This window comes from Haliea alexandrii, from assembly GCF_003719295.1.
GTDB lineage: Bacteria > Pseudomonadota > Gammaproteobacteria > Pseudomonadales > Halieaceae > Haliea > Haliea alexandrii.
In genome coordinates this window covers 75,623-90,525 of the sequence record NZ_RFLW01000001.1, presented here as the reverse complement: position 1 = coordinate 90,525, position 14,903 = coordinate 75,623, and the positions used below count along the sequence as shown (strand labels likewise).

At 61.8% G+C, this 14,903-nt stretch carries 14 protein-coding genes and 1 tRNA gene; 9 read left to right on the top strand and 6 right to left on the bottom strand.

Translation table 11 applies throughout. The features are described 5' to 3' along the window. Nucleotides 1-9: 9 nt before the first annotated feature. The gene (locus EGJ68_RS00430; RefSeq protein ID WP_158283436.1) at nt 10-1,395 is read right to left on the bottom strand and encodes a glycerophosphodiester phosphodiesterase family protein; all 1,386 of its coding nucleotides are present in this window, start codon (nt 1,393-1,395) and stop codon (nt 10-12) included. A gap of 67 nt (nt 1,396-1,462) precedes the next feature. Beyond that, nucleotides 1,463-2,407: a cyclase family protein gene (locus EGJ68_RS00425; RefSeq protein WP_123032616.1), complete on the bottom strand. Its 945-nt coding sequence runs from the start codon at nt 2,405-2,407 to the stop codon at nt 1,463-1,465. A 102-nt stretch (nt 2,408-2,509) separates the two neighbouring features. On the opposite strand from EGJ68_RS00425, the gene EGJ68_RS00420 reads away from it, so the two are divergent. The 4 genes from EGJ68_RS00420 (at nt 2,510) to EGJ68_RS00405 (ending at nt 7,017) form a co-directional block, all read left to right on the top strand. Continuing rightward, complete coding sequence (locus tag EGJ68_RS00420) at nt 2,510-3,118, top strand: hypothetical protein (protein ID WP_123032615.1); 609 nt, start codon at nt 2,510-2,512, stop codon at nt 3,116-3,118. After that, nucleotides 3,115-3,981: an alpha/beta hydrolase family protein gene (locus EGJ68_RS00415; RefSeq protein ID WP_123032614.1), complete on the top strand. Its 867-nt coding sequence runs from the start codon at nt 3,115-3,117 to the stop codon at nt 3,979-3,981. The genes EGJ68_RS00420 and EGJ68_RS00415 overlap by 4 nt, the downstream gene beginning before the upstream one ends. Next, nucleotides 3,978-5,207 carry a kynureninase gene (gene kynU, locus EGJ68_RS00410; RefSeq protein ID WP_123032613.1) on the top strand — a complete coding sequence of 410 codons (1,230 nt, stop codon included), beginning with the start codon at nt 3,978-3,980 and terminating at the stop codon, nt 5,205-5,207. Before EGJ68_RS00415 ends, kynU begins: the two co-directional genes overlap by 4 nt. Nucleotides 5,208-5,271: 64 nt before the next feature. After that, entirely contained in the window at nt 5,272-7,017 is a 1,746-nt protein-coding gene (locus tag EGJ68_RS00405; RefSeq protein ID WP_158283435.1) for a DUF885 domain-containing protein, read from the top strand. A 6-nt stretch (nt 7,018-7,023) separates the two neighbouring features. Here the strand turns inward: EGJ68_RS00405 and EGJ68_RS00400 are convergent, their stop codons facing one another. Beyond that, the gene (locus EGJ68_RS00400) at nt 7,024-7,737 is read right to left on the bottom strand and encodes a YebC/PmpR family DNA-binding transcriptional regulator (RefSeq protein ID WP_123032611.1); all 714 of its coding nucleotides are present in this window, start codon (nt 7,735-7,737) and stop codon (nt 7,024-7,026) included. A gap of 161 nt (nt 7,738-7,898) precedes the next feature. On the opposite strand from EGJ68_RS00400, the gene EGJ68_RS00395 reads away from it, so the two are divergent. The 3 genes from EGJ68_RS00395 to EGJ68_RS00385 are packed head-to-tail and all read left to right on the top strand — an operon-like array spanning nt 7,899 to nt 10,142. Next, entirely contained in the window at nt 7,899-8,696 is a 798-nt protein-coding gene (locus EGJ68_RS00395; protein ID WP_123032610.1) for a hypothetical protein, read from the top strand. Nucleotides 8,697-8,699: 3 nt separating this feature from the next. After that, nucleotides 8,700-9,545, top strand: coding sequence for a glutathione-dependent disulfide-bond oxidoreductase (gene yghU, locus EGJ68_RS00390; RefSeq protein WP_123032609.1), 846 nt, complete (start codon nt 8,700-8,702; stop codon nt 9,543-9,545). Between the two features lie 48 nt (nt 9,546-9,593). After that, nucleotides 9,594-10,142, top strand: coding sequence for a DUF2058 domain-containing protein (locus EGJ68_RS00385; RefSeq protein WP_123032608.1), 549 nt, complete (start codon nt 9,594-9,596; stop codon nt 10,140-10,142). Between the two features lie 20 nt (nt 10,143-10,162). Here EGJ68_RS00385 and EGJ68_RS00380 read toward each other — a convergent pair whose 3' ends face one another. Next, nucleotides 10,163-10,777, bottom strand: a complete 615-nt coding sequence (locus EGJ68_RS00380) for a DUF4136 domain-containing protein (RefSeq protein WP_123032607.1) — start codon at nt 10,775-10,777, stop codon at nt 10,163-10,165. Between the two features lie 144 nt (nt 10,778-10,921). Between EGJ68_RS00380 and EGJ68_RS00375 the strand changes: the two genes are divergently transcribed. Both EGJ68_RS00375 and EGJ68_RS00370 read left to right on the top strand, forming a co-directional pair. After that, nucleotides 10,922-11,380, top strand: a complete 459-nt coding sequence (locus tag EGJ68_RS00375) for a nuclear transport factor 2 family protein (protein WP_199227885.1) — start codon at nt 10,922-10,924, stop codon at nt 11,378-11,380. A gap of 228 nt (nt 11,381-11,608) precedes the next feature. Further along, nucleotides 11,609-13,840: a hypothetical protein gene (locus tag EGJ68_RS00370; RefSeq protein WP_123032606.1), complete on the top strand. Its 2,232-nt coding sequence runs from the start codon at nt 11,609-11,611 to the stop codon at nt 13,838-13,840. A 37-nt stretch (nt 13,841-13,877) separates the two neighbouring features. Here the strand turns inward: EGJ68_RS00370 and EGJ68_RS00365 are convergent. Both EGJ68_RS00365 and EGJ68_RS00360 read right to left on the bottom strand, forming a co-directional pair. Further along, a tRNA-Ile gene (locus tag EGJ68_RS00365) sits at nt 13,878-13,954 on the bottom strand. A gap of 85 nt (nt 13,955-14,039) precedes the next feature. Next, the gene (locus tag EGJ68_RS00360; protein ID WP_123032605.1) at nt 14,040-14,786 is read right to left on the bottom strand and encodes a hypothetical protein; all 747 of its coding nucleotides are present in this window, start codon (nt 14,784-14,786) and stop codon (nt 14,040-14,042) included. Nucleotides 14,787-14,903 lie beyond the last annotated feature (117 nt).

Sequence of the window (14,903 nt, the reverse complement as noted above, 5' to 3'; positions counted from 1 at the left end):
GGGTTCTCGTCAGTCGCAGCGGCGTTCAGAAGGTGGTGTGTCCAGCAGGGACTGCAGGAGCACGGGACGGTCAGTCATTATAGCATCGACCCCCAGCGCCATCATCTGCAGCATGTCTTCGCAGGCATTGATGGTCCACACCTGAACGGCCAGGTTGGCGGCGTGTGCGTCGGCAACAAAATCCTCGTTCACAACCTGCAGGAAAAAGCCGTCGGGCAGCTGCCCGTCGCCGGTAATCTGGCTGGTGTCAGGTGGCACCTGGAAGGAAACGTGCTCCGGCACCGGCGGGATTATGCCGGGCCCCTGTGCGGCCAGTACCAGACCAGTGCCCTGGCCCAGTGGTACGGAGGTGGGGATGCAGGGCGCAGCCTGCTTGAAGGCCGTGGCGGCTTCGTCGACGAATGACGCCGCGATGATGTCGCTTGTGCGCCCGTAGCGCAGCAGCAAGGTTGCGATCTGTTGTTCGTAGTCGCCGATGCCGTCCAGGTCGGGTTTCAATTCCACGTTCAGCAGACTCCCCGCAAAGCGCTGTAGTGCCTCCTCCAGGGTGGGGATACGGAAATCTTCACGACTGTATCCGGCGGGTGGCGGGCGATCGCCGGTGGCGATACCGCGAAACACGTAGTCGGCCTCCGGCCGATCGCGCGGTGTGCCAGCGCCAGGCACAAACCAGTACGCGGCGTCGAGCTCGCGTAGCTCAGCCAGCGTCAGGTCCACAACCTGCCCCTGGCCATTGGTCGTGCGATCCACGCTCAGGTCGTGCAGAATCACCAGTTCGTTATCGAGGGTCTGGTAAACGTCCATTTCCAGCACGTCGGCGCCAATCGTGGCCACCTCGGCGTAGGCATACAGCGTGTTTTCGGGGAAGTCGATAACACCGCCACGGTGCGCGTAGTTGAGCGGATCGGCGCCGAACACGCGCCAGGGATTGGGTTCTTTCAGCGCCGGGCTTGTGCACTGTGCATCGTCGTTGGCGATGGTGCCCAGCGCCGCCTCCCCGGTGGCTTCGGCGTTGCCGTCAACGGTGTAAACCAGGCGCAGCGTCTTGGCCGGCTCGTCAGCGGCGTTGCCAAACACATCAACGGTGATAGCGGCGCTGAGTGTCCCCGGCTCGAGGGTGACTTCACCGTCGGCAGGCAGGAAGTCGATATCGGGCTGTGCGCTGTCGGCCTCTGTGCGGTAACGCACACGCACGGGGGCCGGCTGAGCCTCGGTCATGCTGACCCGGAAGCGGAGCGCATTCATTTCCCCGGGCGCACCCTCGGGGATGGCGGTGGGCGCTATGCTCAGAGATGAGGGCGCCACTGGTGGCGGTGGCGGCCTATCACTGCCATCGGAGCAGCCAGCCAGTAAAGCAATGACGACAGGAAAAAACAGCGATCGGAATGTATTCACAGTGAAGGGTTCCTTGGCAGGAGGCGCATGACGCTACGCAATTTCCGTGACAATCTCTCGCGTCTCGTTAGCGAATAGCGACCGGGTTGATGATGGCTTGTACGGCACCGACAAAGCGCGGCTGCCCGAGCACAAACAGGAACTCCTGCACCTGGTCCGCCACCAGGGCGCGCGTGTCCATGTTTTCCAGCACGTAAACGCCCTGGCGTGCGAGCAGTTCCTGGTGTGCCGGGAACAGTTCATCGGCTTTGTCGCCGGGCAGGGCGTCGAGCCCCCAGGTGTCGGCCCCGACCGCCACCACGCCAAGCTCTCCCAGGTAGCGCGCGCCGTCCTCACCGAGGCCGGGTTCGCCCGCCATGAATCGGGCCGGGTCGCTGTCGGCGATAGACAGCCAGCCGGTATGGAACAGCACCACGTCACCCTGTTTCAGGCGCACATTCTGGGCGCTGGCGGCGGCCTTGATGTCGTCACTGTTGAACACAGTGCCAGCATCCAGCACGGGTTGGTTGAAGTGCGCGGCCATGTTCAAGAGGACGCCGCGGCTGACGATGGGAGGCAGGCGGTCGATGCTGAACGTGGTCAGGCCAGTCACCGTGACGAATTCGCTGGCGTGCTTGCCGTTGTAGTAGCGATGATCGATGCCGAGGTGGCCGAGGCCATCGATCTGGCTGCCGATGCCCATCCAGGTTTGCAGCAGGTCGTCGTTGGAGGTAATGCGATTCGATGCCATCGGTGTGCCCAGGCCGTCATCCAGCTGCAGCACTGTCATGGCGTAGCGGCGCGGCCCGTAGGCGGGTGAGTTTGGCCCTGTCGGTACGCCCAGGGCGTAGGTTTTACCGGTGGTAACCAGCCGCGCGGCCTCCACGACAATCTCCGGTGAGAGGAAGTTGATGGCGCCCAGAGTGTCATCCGCGCCGTGGCGAGAGGGGTACCAGTCATCCGCCAGTGCCGGGGTGGTGAGCAACAGTGCTGCCAGAAGTGTTCGCAGTTGAGCCTTGCGTGAAGCTTGCATGCCGAGGTTCCTCAGTCTTGTTATCGTTGCGGCCTGTAGTCCTCAGCCGCTCTGGGATAGCATACGGTGCCTGACCCCGTCGACCAAGAGGATTCACCCGTCATGAAAATCATTGTTGCGCTGCTGTCCGCGCTACTGGCCGCCTGCCAGGCGGGTGCGCCGGTGCCCCAGGCCTCAGCCCCGGCGGTGAGCGCCTGCGATATGAGCGAGAACCTGCTGGGCAATCCGGGTTTTGCCAGTGAGGGTGAAAGCGGTTCCCGGCGCCCCTGGTCCGGCTCACAGCACGCCGGCGAGCCCTCTTTCACCACGCAAGTGGATGACGGCGTGTTGACGATCGAGAAAATTGCCACCCAGCCGTGGTTCAAGTTCAGCCAGGCCCCCAGAGCCCGTCCCTTGCGAGGCGAGCAGTTGCTGTTTCAGGCGGAGCTGAAACTGGCGCTGGATACCCATGAGGTTATCCACGGTTTCAAGCGTGGCGGCGGTGCGCAGATTCTTATCTGGGGCGACCCTGACCCGGTGATGGGAGGTGACCGCCTGATGCTGGAGAGCACCCTGGAGCACGAGCCGCATCTGGGGCAGACGGACTGGTTCACGGTACGTATCCCGGTGAGTGTCCCGGCAACGGCCACGCGGATGAACGTGGGCTTTGTGCACCAGGCCAACGGGGTGATGCAGGTACGTAATCCCGGCCTGTATCGCTGTGCCCCGTGAGCCTGCGTTGCCGCCTGCAGGCGCTTCTGCTGCATATCCCGCTGACCTGGCTGGCAGCGACTGCGAGCGCTGAGCAGGTCGCCATGCCCGTGGGCTTTGCCGAGGTGCTGGCAACACCGTCAGCACCGCACAGTGGGCAGTTTGCCTATGGTGAGGCACAGAGCCAGTACGCCCGGTTCTGGCGGGCGTCTGTTGCCCATGAACCGGCCCCGGTGGTGGTTCTGGTGCACGGCGGTTGCTGGCTGCAGGCGTACGACGTGGCACATATCGCGCCGCTGGCCAGCGCGCTTGCCGCGGCGGGTTTCGCGGTATGGGCGCCTGAATACCGGCGGCTGGGTGAGCCCGGCGGCGGCTGGCCGGGCAGTGCCGAGGATGTGCTGGTGGCGGTTAAGGCGCTGCGTGAACTGCGCCCGGCCCATGTGGACCTGCAACGCGTGGTGCTTGCCGGGCACTCCGCGGGCGGTCAGCTCGCGCTGTGGGCGAGTGCAGCGTTACCCGGCGATGGCGAGGCTGGCCTGCGGGTGCGCGGGGTCGTCGGGCTTGCGGCCATCACCGACCTTCACGACTATGCAGCGGGCAATAACAGCTGCCAGCAGGCCGCTGTGCGCTTTCTCGGCGGACAGCCCGACCAGGTGCCCGCGCATTATGCTGCCGCGTCCCCGCGGGACTTGACCCTGCCGCAGGCGACCATTCTGCTGCATGGCAGTGCCGACCCCATTGTGCCTCTCACGCAGGCACGGGCGATCACCGCAGCTGACATGCGGGTTGTGGAGGGAGCGGGCCATTTCGACCTGATTCACCCGGGTACAGCCGCTTTCCCCGCGCTTGTGCGGGCACTGAACGATGTGCTGGAGCAACCATGAAAGACGCCACCTCACTGGATGCAGACGATGCCTTGGGGTATCTGCGCGGGCGTTTTCAGCTGCCCGCAGACACCGTCTACCTCGACGGTAACTCACTCGGTGTGCTGCCGGCTGCCGTACCGGCGCGGCTGGCGCAGTTAGTTCGCGACGAGTGGGGCCAGGATCTCATCAGCAGCTGGAATCGCCACGACTGGATCGGGATGCCGGTTGCCGTTGGCGAAAAAATTGCCGGGCTGCTCGGCGCTGGTCCCGGGCAGGTAATTTGCTGCGACAGTATTTCGGTCAACCTGTTCAAGCTGCTCACCACCGCGCTGCAGTTGCGGCCCGGGCGCACCGTGATTCTCAGCGAAGAGGGCAACTTCCCCACCGATCTGTACCTCACCCAGGGCATCAGTGACCTGCTCGGTACGGCGCGCTGCTCGGTGCGCAATGTGCCGCCGGAGCAGTTGATCAGCGCCATGGACGAGGATGTCGCCGTGGTCATGCTCACTCAGGTGAATTTCCGCGACGGACGCCTGCTCGATATGCAGGCCCTGACGCATGCGGCGCATGACCGGGGCATCCTTGTCCTCTGGGACCTGGCCCATAGCGCCGGTGTGCTGCCGATTGAACTGGATGCGTGGCAGGTGGATATGGCGGTGGGCTGCGGCTACAAGTTCCTCAATGGCGGGCCGGGCGCGCCGGCCTTCGTCTACCTGGCATCGCGTCATCAAAACCAGGTGGCGCAGCCGCTGTGTGGCTGGCTGGGACATGCGCAGCCTTTTGCCTTTGAGCCGGGTTATCGCCCCGCGGCGGGGGTGCAGTGCTACCTTGCCGGGACCCCGGGCATCCTCGGTATGGCCGCCCTGGACACAGCTCTGGACTGTTTTGCGGGTGTGTCGATGACCGCCCTGCGCGCAAAGTCGCTTGCGCTCTCCAGCTATTTCATCGACGGCCTGCAGGAAGAACTGCACGGTGGGGTGCTGCGCCTGCTGACGCCGCGGGATGCGGCGCGCCGTGGCAGTCAGGTGGCGCTGTCGCACCCTCAGGCCTGGGGCGTGTCCCAGGCCCTGATTGCCGCCGGGGTGATTGTCGATTTCCGTGAGCCGGACGTGGTGCGTTTCGGGTTTGCACCGCTGTACAACAGCTTCTCTGACGTGGCCTATGCGCTTGACCGGTTGCGGCACATTCTCGCCACCGAGGCCTACCGCGATGCACGCTTCAGTGAGCGCCCCCGGGTCACTTGAATACCCTCTCGTCCCGGCTGCTGCTATCCTGCCGCTGCCGCGACCCTGCCTGCCGGAGACTGCCATGCCCTGCTTATTGCGCCACCGAGCCCTGCTCATTGCCGTTGCTTTTTTTTCACCGCTTGCCTGGACGGCGGAGGCCCGCGAGCAACTGCACACACTGCTGGATGATTACTGGGCGCGCGCGACGCAGGAGCAGGTGTTCTTTCGTACCGACCCGGACGCTTTCCGCCCCGCAGGCAAATTACCCGACCTGAGCCCGGCGGGCCGCGAACGGCGTCGCCAGTTCAATGCAGAGATGCTGGAGCGGCTGGACGGAATTGATGCCGGCGCGCTCACCGGCCAGGATGCCATCAGCGCGCGACTGTTCCGCTACGAGCGTGAGACGGAACGCGCGAGCTACGGCTACCAGGACCACCTGTTCCCTATCACCAGCCTGTTCGGTTACCACAGTTACTTCGCCAATGCGCCGGCGAACATGCCCTTTGGGACGCTTGCGGACTACGAACAGTACCTGGTCAGTCTTGCCGACTTCCCGCGCTACAACCGCGAGCAGATGGCCGCGCTGCAGGCCGGGGTGAACAGCGGGTTCACGCAGCACTGCGGTGCGCTGGGCGGTGTGGAGGCGAGCATTGCCGAGCTGCTGGTGGCAAGCCCCGAGCAGAGCAGCCTGTACGCGCCCTTTATTGCGCTGCCCGATGCCGTGCCGGACAGCGAGCATGCACGCTTGCGCGATCGCGGGAAGGCGCTTGTCGCCAACGCCGTGTTGCCCGCCTACCGCGAACTGCTTGCCTTTTACCGCGACCGCTATCTGCCGGCGTGTCGTGAACAGGTGGGCATTACCAGCGTACCGGGTGGCGACGCCTACTATGCGTACCTTCTGAATTATTTCACCACGACGGACCTGAGCGCGGAGGAGATCCACCAGCTGGGCCTGCGGGAAACCGAGCGTATCCGCAGTGAAATGGCGGAGATCATCACCCGCACTGGCTTTGAGGGCAGTTTCCGCGGCTTCCTCGACCAACTGCGCGCGGCCCCTGAATCCTACGCTGGCTCCGCTCAGGAGCTGATGGAGAAAACCGCCCTGGTGGCCAAGCGCGCCGATGGCATGATGCCGCGCTTTTTCGGCCACCTCGCACGCAATACCTATGAAATCCGCAATGCACCGGGGCGCGGTGCCTATTACGTCAGTGGCCCCGCAGACGGGCGCACCGCCGGGGTGTACTTCATCGATGCCAGCAGCTTTCAGTCGCAGCCCTTGTACGCACTGGAGGCGCTGACCCTGCACGAGGCCGTGCCGGGTCATCACCACCAGTCGGCATTGGCGCTGGAGCTTGATTTGCCCGCATTCCGCCGCCCGCTGTATCACGCTGCGTTCGGCGAGGGGTGGGGTTTATACGCTGAAAGCCTGGGCAAGGAGATGGGCTTCTACACCAACCCGCACAGTGACTTCGGGCGCCTGACCTATGAGATATGGCGCGCCAACCGGCTGGTCATCGATACCGGCCTGCACGCGTTTGGCTGGTCGCGCCAGCAGGCCATCGACTACCTGCTGGAAAACTCCGCGCTGTCAGAGGCAGAGGTGGTATCGGAAGTGGACCGCTATATAACCTGGCCCGGCCAGGCCACGGCGTACAAGATAGGCGAGTTGCGCATTCAGGCGCTGCGGGCGCGGGCGCAGGAGTCGCTGGGTAATGACTTTGATCTGCGCGCTTTCCACGACGTTGTAGTCGGGAATGGCTCTGTCGCGATTGCGATTCTGGAAGACGTGGTCGAAGACTGGATTGAGGCTCAGCGCGCCGCCCTGTGAGCGTGCTCAGGCGGCGTTGTGATAGACGTTCTGCACATCGTCCAGGTAGTTGAGCATATCCAGCAGGCGCTCCATGACCTGCGCATCCTCGCCCTCAAGTGCCACCGACGCCTGGGGGACAAACTGTACCTCGTCGACTTCAAACTCCAGCTCGCTGAAGGCGTCGAGTAGCGCCTGGCGGGCCTTGAAGTGCTCGGTATGGGGTACGAAGGCGCTGACGCGTCCCTCCTCGCACTCAATGTCGGTCACGTCCACATCGGCATCCATTAGCGCCTCCAGGGCGGCTTCCTCGTCATCCCCCGGGAAAACCAGAATGGCGCTGTGGTCGAACAGGTGGCTCACGCTACCCGGTGTGCCCAGCTTGCACTTGGTTTTGGTAAAGCAGTGGCGCACATCGCCGAAGGTGCGGTTCGGGTTGTCGGTCAGGCATTCCACAATCACCATGGTGCCACCCGGTCCGAAACCCTCATAGCGGGCGACCGAGAAGTCTTCGCCGCCGCCCCCGGTGGCCTTGTCCAGCGCCTTTTCGATCACATGCGCAGGTACCTGGTCCTTGCGTGCGCGCTCAAGCAGGCTGCGCAGCGCGAGGTTGGCATCCGGGTCGGTGCCGCCGGATTTGCCGGTGACGTAGATTTCCCGAGCGTACTTGCTGTACACCCGGGCCTTGGCGTCGGATGTCTTGGCGATGGAGTCTTTGCGGTTCTGGTAGGCGCGGCCCATGTGCTGGTCCCGTTAGTCACAGAGCCGCGCATTATAGGGCCTGCCCCCGGGGGCTTGACAAGCACCGGCCCCCTTGGTCAGGCGAAACTGCCGGTTACGGACTCCCGCGAGCCTGCTAGACTACGGCGGCAACGCTGCGCGCAGCGCACATGGAGGAGCCTATGAAAAACCGCATGCCAGTGACATTGCAGGCGCTTGCCTGCCTGGTGCTGCTGATCCTGCAGCCACAGGCGTGGGCAGCAGAAGATGGCGTGCTTACGCCACTGAAAGTGCTGGTACGTAGTGACGATGCCAAGTTTATCGGCAGCAAGGTGGGCGGGCTGCAGGTGCAGGTGCGCGCGGCGGCAACCGGCGAGGTCCTGGCGCACGGTCCGCTGGAGGGCGGCACCGGAGATACCGCTGCCCTGATGCAAGAGCCGCAAGTGCGTGGGCATTCGGTGACAACAGGCGAACCGGCGAGCTTCAATGCCGAACTGGCGCTTGCGCGGCCTACCCGGGTGGAGATTGTCGTGACCGGGCCCTTGGGCGTAGCACAAAGCGCGCAATCGACAGCACTGAGCCTGTGGCTGTTGCCGGGTGAAGATCGCGCGCAGCGTCCGGTGATTCTGCATATGTCCGGGCTGATTGTGGATCTGGTCGACTACCAGCTCGCCGCGCAGGCGCTTACCGTTACCGCCCAGGTCACCATGCTCTGCGGGTGCCCTCTCGACCGCGACGGCCTCTGGCCGGTCAGTGATTTCAGCGTGGTGCTGCAGGTGTTGCAGGCGGGTCAGCCTGTGGCACAGCAAGCCCTGGCATTCACCGGGGTCGAAAACGAATTTTCCGGCACGCTCACCCTGCACGGTGCGGGCGATTTCGAGCTGCAGGTCACCGCTACCCAGCGCAGTACCGGCAACGCCGGCGTCTATCAACACCCGTTGCGGGTTCCCGCCGCGGCGCAGCAACCACAGGAGCAGTAAGGCATGAGTGAGTCAAACGAGTACGTGCCACCCAACGTATGGACCTGGGAGCCCGGCAATGGCGGCCGGTTTGCCAATATCAATCGGCCCATCGCAGGTGCCACGCACGACCACACACTGCCTCGCGGCGAACACCCGCTGCAGCTCTACTCCCTTGCCACGCCGAACGGTGTGAAAGTGACGGTGTTACTGGAGGAGTTGCTGGCACTGGGTCACCAGGGCGCGGAATATGATGCCTGGTTGATCAACATCCTTGAGGGCGATCAGTTCGGTTCCGGCTTTGTCGAGGTCAATCCCAACTCCAAGATTCCCGCACTGCTGGATTGCAGCACCGACCCGGCCACGCGGGTGTTCGAGTCCGGCGCGATACTGCTCTACCTGGCGGAGAAATTCGGCGAATTCCTGCCGGAAGACGCCGGCCCTCGTGCGGAATGCTTTTCCTGGTTGTTCTGGCAGATGGGCAGTGTGCCCTACCTGGGCGGTGGTTTTGGCCATTTTTATGCCTATGCGCCGGAGAAACTCGAATACCCGATCAACCGCTTCACCATGGAGGTGAAGCGTCAGCTCGACGTGCTGGACCGCAACCTCGCTGAGCGGCGCTTCCTCTGTGGCGACCACTACACCATCGCCGACATGGCGAATTGGCCCTGGTATGGCGGCCTGATGCTCGACAACCTGTATGAATCGAAAGAGTTTCTTGATGTGGACTCCTATGTACACGTTAACCGCTGGGCCAGGGACATTGCCGAGCGGCCCGCGGTGCAGCGCGGGCGCCGGGTGAACCGCGTCTGGGGTGACGAGGAGAAACGCCACCCCGAACGCCATTCGGCGCAGGATCTGGATGAGTAGCATGATGGGGTCAAGCAGGTGTTGTCGCGGTGTGGGAGGCCGGGTCTGATGGCGGGTTCACTACAGGATCAATTGTTGCAGGCGGGCCTCGCGGATACGGCCAAGGCCAAGCGTTTGGCCAAGGACAAGCGCAAGCAGGCCAATGTGGCGCGCCGTGGTGGGCATGACCCGGCAGAGGAAACCCGTGAGGCTGCACGCCTGGCACAGGCGAGCAAGGCTGAACGCGACCGTGAGCTGAACGAGGCGCGTAATGCTGAGGCATCGCGCAAGGCGATCAACGCGCAGATCAAGCAGCTGGTCGCCAACCACAAACTGCCGCGTGGCAAGGGTGATGTGGGCTTCAATTTCACCGATGGCACCCGCGTGAAGAAGCTCTACGTCACCAGTATGGATCAGAAGCAGCTGGCAGCGGGCAACGTCGCCATTGTCAAACAGGGTGATCAGTACGAAATGCTGCCGCGCCCCATCGCCGAGAAAATTGCCGAACGCGATGCCGCGCGAGTGATTATCTGCAGCGAGGCGGACGCTACGGGCCTCAGCGCCGAGGAGCAGGACTGGTACAAGGACTACGAGATACCCGACGACCTCATGTGGTGATGGCGCAGGTGCCCCCGCTGTTATGGGGCGGGCGCAGGGCTCGGCGGGAAGTCGGCCAGCAGTTCGCTGGCAACCTCGGAAGCCACACGGTTCTTGTCGTTGATCGACATGTTCTCTTTCAGACGGCCCTCGGCGATGCCGCGCCAGATGATCTTGCTGCTGCGCGGATCAATAATATCCAGCACGACTGTGCCTTCCTTGTAGGTTCTGACGCTCGGGCCGGAGCTGTAGCCCAGGCTCACCGCCGAGCCATAGGTGCCCACACCCACTCCGCCGTGCATACCCGCTGACGGGTAGCGGCTGAAACTGTCAATCCGCATCTGCTGCTCTTTGGAAATGTGGTAGTTCACCCACAGGTCGGCGCGTTCCGTGGTGCTCTCGCGCAGGCCGTGGGCTTTCAGTTCGCGGTCGACATAGGTGCGTACGCGCTTGTCGGAACTGTTGTACTGCCGGTACCCGGCGAGCTCGGAGCCGTGAATGTCATCGTACCAGCGGTAGCTGCGAAAGCTGTTGAAGTCTGTGTCATCGGCATAGTCAACGGTGAAGGTTGGTTGACTGCTGCACGCGGTGAGGGCCAACAGCAGCGCCATGAACGCGGCGCCGGGCCACAGAGGGTACGGAAAGCGGTGAGACATGACCTTGGGTTCCTGGGTTGTTGGCAGGCGAGTAGGTCATCATAGCGTTGCGCTGCGTTCAGTGCCATGTGAGCGCAGCACCGGGCATAATCAGGTCACCTCGAGTGCGAGGTTGTTGCGGGCACAGCGTGAATGGAGAAAAAAATGATGACAGAACTTGAACGGATGCTCATCGTCCACGCGGTACATCAGCTCAAGGGCCGCTATTTTCGTACCCTGGACTGCAAGGACTGGGCGGGCTACGAGGCGGTGTTCACGCCGGACCTGGTGGCTGATATGCGCGACGCCAGCGGCCAGCGCGATGATTCCCAGCTTATCTGCGGTGCCGCGGAATACGTTGCGGGGCTCGCACCTGCGCTGCAGGACGTGATTACCGTGCACCACGGGCATTCGCCGGAAATCGAGGTCCTGTCACCCACCGAGGCAACGGGTATCTGGGCGATGGAGGACAAACTCTGGCCCGGCCCAGGCTCAGCGCTGCCGTTTCGCTACCTGCACGGCTACGGTCATTACCACGAGCGCTACGTGCTGTGGCAGGGCAGCTGGCGCATCAGTGCGATTCGGTTGAGCAGGCTGCATGTGGAGACGCAGGCTCATCGATAAAAAAAGAGTCTCTTTATCATTTACTGAGGATTTGGTCGGGTTCTGATGGATTTGATGATCGAATGCGAAGCGAGTCAGTGCGTTTAATTGTCTCCTTGCTCGTTACACAGAACCTTGAAGCGCCTCTTCGGTTGATTGCTTTCCCCGTCACGTGTATGTTCGTTTTCGTTCCTTGGCCGCACTTCTAGAAACTGACGTCAACGCCGGGTTGTCCTTAGAGAGAGATTCATGCTTATACCCGCCGTCGTCAAAAAAATTCCCCTTGTAACAATCGTTGCTGTACTCGCTCAGGGCCTGCTCAATGGCTCCGTTGCGGCGCAGACGGGCAATGGTGAAGTGTTGCTGTCAGAGCGGTCGAGTGGTATCACCACCACCGCTACCGTGCTGGCTTCGGCCGTTCCCGATGAGGATTATGCCGGCATCGCAGACAGCAAGACCAACGAGGCGTATGTCTGGGGAATGGTTCCTGTTGGTGACAAGATTTACTTCGGTACGGTGGCAAATACTCTGTGTCTCGTTTTGGGCACATTTCTGGACACCACGACCCCTGTCGACAACGATGCCTATGCTTGTGAGTTTGGCGACAGCGCCTCCAGCCCACCATTGCCTGCTGCGCTGGGTGATGCTCGCGTACCAAGCCTTTATGTTTTTGATCGTGCAGTTGATTCGCTGCTGGCTCTCGACGTGGATGCATCGGATGAGGGTCGATTACAGCAGACCATCGGAATACGCGCTGCGGGTGAAAAGGATGGGGTCGTGCTTTTCGCCGGCGTCTCCCTCGCAGGTGGTATCAATGTGTTTGCCTTTGATTCGGCAACCGACGCGTTCATTGCAAGTGGGAATTTTCCTGACTACACCAACATTCGAAAATTCAGATTCATTCAGGATGAACTGTACGCCGGCGTTGGGTTTACTGATGGAACGGGAAGAGTGCTTCGCTGGACAGGCAACGCGGCGACGCCACTGAGTTTCGAGGAGGTAGGGGAAACCGGTTCTGAGGTTGGGGAATTGGTGGAGCACGAGGGCCGAATTTTTGTGACGACCTGGCCAGACGCAGGTACAACGAATGCTGCTCTCTATATGAGCCCGCTCATTGATGCGGATGGCCAGCTAGACACCAGTGACGCTACATTATGGACTGAACAATTCTCTGTGAACGATTACGAGGCTGACCCCATCACAGCTGCTGTTTACGGTCTGGGCGCACTCGCCTCCTTTGACGGTTTTTTGTTTTGGGGTTCCATGCACGTGCCGGGCACCAGCACCTTGGCTCATGCTTCCGTCCTTGGAACAATCGCAACGCCAACAACGCCCCGGGCGCCCACCACCGAAGACATTCTCAACAGCGAGCGGGCGATCAGTATATTTCGGGGCACGGGTTTCGGTGCCGGTAGCCCCCAAATCGACGTGCTTTACGGTTACGAGGCGATGCCCGTTCTTGATGTGAGCACGGGCGAGTGGAATACCGAAGCCAACAATTTGGGGCCAATTCTGCGCGGGCTTCCAGGCTTCGGCAATCTCGCCAACAATTACACGTGGACAATGGCAGTCTTCGACGATCGCCTTTGGGTCGGTACGATGGACGCGAGCGGTATCTTCACGTTGCCCCAATCCGTGTCGGGGCTGCCGACCGGGCTGCTCGCTAACGCTGCTCTGGGCACGTTTACCGGCGCTGATCTGTACTTTTTCAATACGCCAGACAGTGCCGCACTTGCCGAGAGTCTCAATGGTCTCGGGAATGCCGCGAACTACGGCATCAGGACCATGGTGGCGGATGGAGACGAGTTGCTTATTGGCACCGCGAACCCATTCAACCTGCTACAGGATAACGGTTCGGGCACTGACAAGTTGGATGGCGGCTGGGAGCTGATTTCCCTTTCTGTGGCGCCACAGAACACGCCCATTGGAGCCACTACAGTGACTCTCGAGGATGGATTCTCTGTGGAGTTCTGCGATGTTACGTCGGCGGGAAGAACCGGGGTGCTGGTCTATGGTGATGGCCCGATTGAGCGGGAATTGATTAATGCCATTAACGGCGCGCCGGACAATGGTATCCGGCCCAGCGAGATCAATTTCGGCGTTTCCATTGCCAGTACTGCGGGTATCGGGACCGATGGGGCATGCGCGTCCCAACCGGCGGTGCTGGCGATCGACCTAGAGACGCCACTTTACAAACCGCGGTTGGTAAGGGTGACTTTTGATCCCCTCAGTGGTGGACTCAATACCGAGGACATCACGCTATCGACCCGCGAGCAGCGGCTCGATGCCTCGTATCCTCTGACAACCCGTTTAACAGGGGCTCTGGACTCGAATTTTAGCGGCGTGATTCTGCTGTTATCAGATGAGCGCCCGACAGCAGTGCCGACATTACCGCCCCTGTGGCTCGCTTTGCTGCTGTTGAGCGTGGCGGCTGTCGTCTGCCGAATTCCACCCGGCCGGAATCGCTATGGATCGGAATAAACTGTCACCTATCCGCCGAGAATAGACACTGTGAAATTGGTGGGCCCACCAGGACTTGAACCTGGGACCAATCGATTATGAGTCGACTGCTCTGACCAACTGAGCTATAGGCCCGATAAAGCAAGGGGTGGGATTATAAAGAAGAACCCGGCGCAGTCACAGCCCCGAATGGACCTATGATTGCGGCGGGTCTGACTGTCTAGGGGGCAGCAACAAGTTTCACGGCATCGTAGAGGTTGGGCGAGCTGCAGTGTGCCACATCGGCCATTGCGGCGTTGGCCCGGGCTATTCCGCCGCCGTTCATGTACGCCTCAAAAGCTTTGCCCAGCGCCGGATAGGATGGCCAGGCGGCGACATGGTAATAGTCAAATTCGGCGTCACCACCGCCCAGAGATGGCGCAAACATCCAGCTCGCGCCGGGCGCCTCCATATCCACCATCATGTCACTGACGATTGTGTGGCCGGCCATCGCGTCGGCCATACTGCTGTCATCGTTGAGGGAACAGCGAGCAAACCAGACGACCCCGCCATCGGGGCCTCCCTCGGGTTCCAGAACGGTATAGGACGCCATCAATCCGTGACTGCAGTCCAGGGCGTCGACATACGCCTGTGAGACCTCTCCCGATTCATTTACCCATTTATCCATCTGTGAGCCGAAGTCCTCGGCGTTGGCGTATGCGCCAATAAAACCGACGTCGAAGGCTTCCTCTCCGGCACGAAACTGAGGGGTGATCATCCAGGCGTTATAGCCGCGGCTGTGTTTGGATGCCCACTTTTTCAGCCCTTTGTTGGCGTTCTCGAGGTCGCCAAATCCCTTTCCCTCCTTGAAGGTGCAGGCATAGAGTTCAACGGGTTGTGCGCTCATGGCGTTTTGGGCGAGAGTCGGTGCTGCTGTGGCGCCGCCCATGGCTAGCGCTGCTGTTACGGTATAAATGACTGATTTCATGCCACTATTTCCTGTAATTGTTATGAGGGCTATGCCAGTGAGACACACATCGGCATGCATTAAGCGTAGGTCATGAAGGGGGCGTGTCAATTTGCGGCCAGCCGCAGGACGCGGTGG

What these genes read in the sequence shown, in the direction of transcription:
- EGJ68_RS00425 (WP_123032616.1), bottom strand. Translation starts at nt 2,407, where the DNA reads ATGCAAGCTTCACGCAAGGCTCAACTGCGAACACTTCTGGCAGCACTG.
- EGJ68_RS00420 (WP_123032615.1), top strand. Translation starts at nt 2,510, where the DNA reads ATGAAAATCATTGTTGCGCTGCTGTCCGCGCTACTGGCCGCCTGCCAG.
- kynU (WP_123032613.1), top strand. Translation starts at nt 3,978, where the DNA reads ATGAAAGACGCCACCTCACTGGATGCAGACGATGCCTTGGGGTATCTG.
- EGJ68_RS00405 (WP_158283435.1), top strand. Translation starts at nt 5,272, where the DNA reads ATGCCCTGCTTATTGCGCCACCGAGCCCTGCTCATTGCCGTTGCTTTT.
- EGJ68_RS00400 (WP_123032611.1), bottom strand. Translation starts at nt 7,737, where the DNA reads ATGGGCCGCGCCTACCAGAACCGCAAAGACTCCATCGCCAAGACATCC.
- EGJ68_RS00395 (WP_123032610.1), top strand. Translation starts at nt 7,899, where the DNA reads ATGAAAAACCGCATGCCAGTGACATTGCAGGCGCTTGCCTGCCTGGTG.
- yghU (WP_123032609.1), top strand. Translation starts at nt 8,700, where the DNA reads ATGAGTGAGTCAAACGAGTACGTGCCACCCAACGTATGGACCTGGGAG.
- EGJ68_RS00385 (WP_123032608.1), top strand. Translation starts at nt 9,594, where the DNA reads ATGGCGGGTTCACTACAGGATCAATTGTTGCAGGCGGGCCTCGCGGAT.
- EGJ68_RS00380 (WP_123032607.1), bottom strand. Translation starts at nt 10,777, where the DNA reads ATGTCTCACCGCTTTCCGTACCCTCTGTGGCCCGGCGCCGCGTTCATG.
- EGJ68_RS00375 (WP_199227885.1), top strand. Translation starts at nt 10,922, where the DNA reads ATGATGACAGAACTTGAACGGATGCTCATCGTCCACGCGGTACATCAG.
- EGJ68_RS00370 (WP_123032606.1), top strand. Translation starts at nt 11,609, where the DNA reads ATGCTTATACCCGCCGTCGTCAAAAAAATTCCCCTTGTAACAATCGTT.
- EGJ68_RS00360 (WP_123032605.1), bottom strand. Translation starts at nt 14,786, where the DNA reads ATGAAATCAGTCATTTATACCGTAACAGCAGCGCTAGCCATGGGCGGC.